The sequence below is a fragment of the Salmonella sp. 32120201201600049SM genome (assembly GCF_017572835.1).
Classification (GTDB): Bacteria; Pseudomonadota; Gammaproteobacteria; order Enterobacterales; family Enterobacteriaceae; genus Salmonella; species Salmonella enterica.
Genome location: NZ_JAGESA010000025.1, coordinates 1 through 4472, shown reverse-complemented (window position 1 = coordinate 4472; position 4472 = coordinate 1). Strand labels below are relative to the sequence as shown.

At 49.7% G+C, this 4472-nt stretch carries 5 protein-coding genes and 4 tRNA genes; 2 read left to right on the top strand and 7 right to left on the bottom strand.

What is annotated here, in order from left to right:
* The 5 genes from J4650_RS22580 to J4650_RS22560 form a co-directional block, all read right to left on the bottom strand.
* On the bottom strand, positions 1–286 hold a 286-nt coding region (locus tag J4650_RS22580; protein WP_000031682.1), incomplete at its 3' end, for a GTP-binding protein.
* A gap of 115 nt (positions 287–401) precedes the next feature.
* Positions 402–477 (bottom strand) — tRNA-Thr (locus J4650_RS22575).
* Positions 478–483: 6 nt separating this feature from the next.
* Positions 484–558 (bottom strand) — tRNA-Gly (locus J4650_RS22570).
* A gap of 116 nt (positions 559–674) precedes the next feature.
* A tRNA-Tyr gene (locus J4650_RS22565) sits at positions 675–759 on the bottom strand.
* 8 nt (positions 760–767) lie between these two features.
* A tRNA-Thr gene (locus J4650_RS22560) sits at positions 768–843 on the bottom strand.
* A gap of 19 nt (positions 844–862) precedes the next feature.
* On the opposite strand from J4650_RS22560, the gene J4650_RS22555 reads away from it, so the two are divergent.
* Both J4650_RS22555 and coaA read left to right on the top strand, forming a co-directional pair.
* Positions 863–1036 carry a hypothetical protein gene (locus J4650_RS22555; protein WP_001541267.1) on the top strand — a complete coding sequence of 58 codons (174 nt, stop codon included), beginning with the start codon at positions 863–865 and terminating at the stop codon, positions 1034–1036.
* Between the two features lie 208 nt (positions 1037–1244).
* A complete protein-coding gene (gene coaA / locus J4650_RS22550) occupies positions 1245–2195 on the top strand; it encodes a type I pantothenate kinase (RefSeq protein WP_000023069.1) in 951 nt (316 codons plus the stop codon).
* A 34-nt stretch (positions 2196–2229) separates the two neighbouring features.
* On the opposite strand, the gene birA is transcribed toward coaA, so the two are convergent.
* Together birA and murB are read right to left on the bottom strand one after the other, a co-directional pair.
* On the bottom strand, positions 2230–3192 hold the full coding sequence (gene birA, locus J4650_RS22545) for a bifunctional biotin--[acetyl-CoA-carboxylase] ligase/biotin operon repressor BirA (RefSeq protein ID WP_000655746.1): 963 nt from the start codon (positions 3190–3192) through the stop codon (positions 2230–2232).
* Positions 3189–4217, bottom strand: coding sequence for a UDP-N-acetylmuramate dehydrogenase (murB, locus tag J4650_RS22540; protein WP_000149799.1), 1029 nt, complete (start codon positions 4215–4217; stop codon positions 3189–3191). Before murB ends, birA begins: the two co-directional genes overlap by 4 nt.
* Positions 4218–4472 lie beyond the last annotated feature (255 nt).

Below are 4472 nucleotides of genomic sequence, written 5' to 3'. Positions count from 1 at the left end.
CACCGGTGATCATGTTTTTAACATAGTCGGCGTGCCCCGGGCAGTCTACGTGTGCGTAGTGGCGGGTCGGGGTATCGTATTCAACGTGAGAAGTGTTGATGGTGATACCACGCGCTTTTTCTTCCGGCGCGTTATCGATCTGGTCGAATGCGCGAGCGGCACCGCCGTAGGTTTTAGCCAGTACGGTAGTAATGGCAGCGGTCAGCGTTGTTTTACCATGGTCAACGTGGCCGATAGTACCGACGTTAACGTGCGGTTTTGTACGTTCAAACTTTTCTTTAGACATCGATTGTCCCTCTAAGACACGGATAAATCGGTGATATCACCACATCAACCAGGCAACACGCCCGACTTGTTGAATGCTAATAAACAGAAGAGAAAAACAGGAAGGAGAAAAGAAGTGGTGCTGATAGGCAGATTCGAACTGCCGACCTCACCCTTACCAAGGGTGCGCTCTACCAACTGAGCTATATCAGCACATCTTGGAGCGGGCAGCGGGAATCGAACCCGCATCATCAGCTTGGAAGGCTGAGGTAATAGCCATTATACGATGCCCGCATCCTGGAACTCGGCTACCTGATTTTCATTCTGCACTGAATATCGAGAGAAACTCTCTTTATTCGAGCCGGTAAGCGAACTTATCGTCTCGGGCTGCGCCATCGCGCGGCCGAAAATGGTGGTGGGGGAAGGATTCGAACCTTCGAAGTCTGTGACGGCAGATTTACAGTCTGCTCCCTTTGGCCGCTCGGGAACCCCACCGGACTTGATGGTGCCGACTACCGGAATCGAACTGGTGACCTACTGATTACAAGTCAGTTGCTCTACCTACTGAGCTAAGTCGGCATCAAGTAGCGCGCATTCTATGGAGACCTGCGTGCTCATGCAACTAAAAAATTGCATAAAATGTTCTATCGCTCACATTTTGCGCTATAAGAGACAAAAATGCTCTAATTTCAAACAAGAGAGCATAAATTTTCGGCATTTTACTGACCGTCTGACCAGGATACGACGCGGCATTTCAACGCTCCGTCGATAGAAAGCAATCTTCTGTATCTGGTATATTCGTCACATTGCTTCTCAGGGATAGCTTTCACAGCGAGATTTTTTCTTATTATTCCTCCCCATCTGGTGTTACCCTCCTGCCCATTGTCCAAATTAACTTAAATGTGACGTGCCGTTGCATGTCAGGGATGGCCCTCGTTCATCGCTGAACTGATGTAGCAATAGCAGCCAGAAACATGCTTATGAGTATAAAAGAGCAATCGTTAATGACGCCTTACCTACAGTTTGATCGCAGCCAGTGGGCTGCGCTTCGCGATTCTGTGCCGATGACCCTGACCGAGGATGAGATCGCGCAGTTAAAAGGCATTAATGAAGATTTATCGCTGGAAGAAGTTGCAGAAATATATTTACCTCTCTCCCGTTTGCTAAATTTCTATATCAGTTCAAATCTGCGTCGTCAGGCTGTCCTGGAACAGTTTCTGGGCACTAACGGCCAGCGAATCCCTTACATCATCAGTATCGCGGGCAGCGTCGCAGTGGGTAAAAGCACGACAGCACGCGTTCTGCAAGCGTTGCTGAGTCGCTGGCCGGAACACCGCCGTGTTGAATTGATTACCACAGACGGCTTCCTCCACCCAAACCAGGTGTTGAAAGAACGCGGGTTAATGAAGAAAAAGGGGTTCCCCGAATCGTATGATATGCACCGACTGGTGAAATTCGTTTCTGACCTCAAGTCGGGCGTACCGAACGTGACGGCGCCAGTCTATTCTCATTTGATTTACGATGTTATTCCTGAAGGGGATAAAACCGTCGCTCAACCTGATATATTGATTCTTGAAGGTTTGAATGTTTTACAAAGCGGTATGGATTATCCTCACGATCCGCATCATGTATTTGTCTCTGATTTCGTTGATTTCTCTATTTACGTTGATGCGCCAGAAGAACTTCTTCAGACGTGGTATATCAATCGCTTCCTGAAATTCCGCGAAGGGGCGTTTACCGATCCTGACTCTTATTTCCACAATTATGCGAAATTATCTAAAGAAGAAGCTGTTAATACAGCGACTTCGCTTTGGAAAGAAATTAACTGGTTGAATTTAAAACAAAATATTTTACCCACGCGAGAACGTGCCAGCCTTATTATGACTAAGAGCGCTAACCATGCGGTGGAACAGGTAAGATTGCGGAAATAACAGAAAAAAGGGGAGCACCGACTCCCCTTTTTTACTATTCGGCGCTTCGCAGCGATATTTCTCCGCCCATCCAGGGTTTAATCACGCCATCCTGTTCAAGCAATAATGCACCCTGAGTATCAATGCCGCGAGAAATACCAAATATTTCTTTGTCGCCAATAATTAGTTTTACCGGGCGATCAATAAAATTATCCAGTTTTTTCCAGCGCGAAAGATAAGGAGAAAGACCTTCTTGCTCAAAAAGCTCAAGCGCAGCACGTAGCTTATAAATCAGCTTTGCGGCCAGCATATTGCGGTCAAGCGTAATTCCGGCCTCTTGTAGTGTGATCCATCCCTGATTTATCACGTCCTCTTCTACGCGACGCATTGCCATGTTAATACCAGCGCCAATCACTATTTGTGCGGCATCGCCCGTTTTACCGGTTAACTCGACCAGAATACCCGCCAGTTTGCGATCCAGCAGGTAGAGGTCGTTAGGCCACTTCACACGAACTTTATCTGCGCCCAGTTCACGCAGCACTTCCGCCATCACAATTCCAATGACCAGACTCAAGCCTATTGCCGCCGCAGGCCCCTGCTCCAGACGCCAGTACATTGAAAGATATAGATTCGCACCAAACGGTGAGAACCATTTACGCCCGCGACGACCACGCCCCGCCTGTTGGTATTCTGCTACACAGGCATCACCTGAACGCAGCTCGCCAATTCGATCAAGTAAATACTGATTGGTTGAATCGATAACGGGCAATACCGCCACGTTTCCGCTATCCAGTTGGCTATGTATACGGTCAGCATCCAGTAACTGGATGGGTTCCGGTAAGCTATATCCTTTCCCGGGAACGGTAAATACATCTACTCCCCAGTCGCGTAATGTCTGGATATGTTTATTAATAGCCGCGCGGCTCATTCCCAGCCGTTCACCCAACTGCTCGCCTGAGTGAAACTCTCCGTCGGCAAGTAGTGAGATCAGCGTCAGGGGAACGGTAGTATCTTTCATGCAATGCTCTCCACAGCGTTCACCTCTCCGGACCGACCAATAAAGCGAACCTCAGGCTCCAGCCAGACATTAAATTTTTCACCCACTTTTTGCCGGACATGGTGCGCCAGCGCCACCACATCTTTACTTGTCGCATCATTCGCATTAATCAATACCAGCGCCTGTTGGCGATGCACCGCAGCGCCGCCAATGGTGACGCCTTTCAACTGACATTGATCTATCAGCCAGCCTGCCGCCAGCTTCACTGAGCCGTCTGCCTGAGGGTAATGCGGCGCGTTGGGAAATCGTTCTAACAGTTCCATAGCGATATCGGCTGCGACAACGGGATTTTTAAAAAAGCTGCCCGCATTGCCATTCACTTTAGGATCCGGCAATTTTGTGGTGCGCATATGGCATACAGCATCAAACACCTGTTGCGCGGTGACCGTTTTCGGGTCCAGACGAGTAAGATCGCCATAGGTCAACACCGGCTGCCATTGCTTTGACAAACGCAGACCCACCGCGACGATCGCAACGCGATCCTGATATTCATTTTTGAAGATACTGTCACGATAGCCGAAACGGCATTCCGCCGCGGACAAACGCAGACGTTTTCCCGTTTCCAGTTCAACGCAGTCAACGTAGTCGCAGACGCGCTGTAGTTCTACGCCATACGCGCCAATATTCTGTATAGGCGAGGAACCAACGCAGCCAGGGATGAGCGCCAGATTCTCCAGGCCGGGCATGTTGTTATCCAGCGCGTAGCGAACCAGCTGATGCCAGTTTTCGCCTGCGCCGACGTGTAGGTGCCAGGCGTCCGCGGTTTCATTCACCTCAATGCCTTTCAGGCGGTTAAGGATCACGGTGCCGGCGTAATTTTCCAGAAACAGGACATTGCTTCCTTCACCCAGGATCATAACCGGCAGTCCCTCACGAGTTGCTTGCTGCCAGGCGCTCAGTAGTTGTTGTTCGTTTTCAGCGCATACGATGTGCTTTGCACAATGATCAATGCCGAAGGTATTCCAGGGTTTTAGGGAGTGGGTCATGGCTGCTTTCCTGATACTCAATCGGCAATAGTTTACCGTATCTGTGTTGGGAAGGCTTGTGGTTATATTGAGGGTGGATCGGCGCGTCCCTGTAGGCTGGATAAGGCGGAGCCGCCATCCGGCAGACTACAGATAAAACAAAAGGCCCTGTCTTCCGACAGGGCCCTTCGTTTTATTTGATGCCTGGCAGTTCCCTACTCTCGCATGGGGAGACCCCACACTACCATCGGCGCTACGGCGTTTCACTTCTGAGTT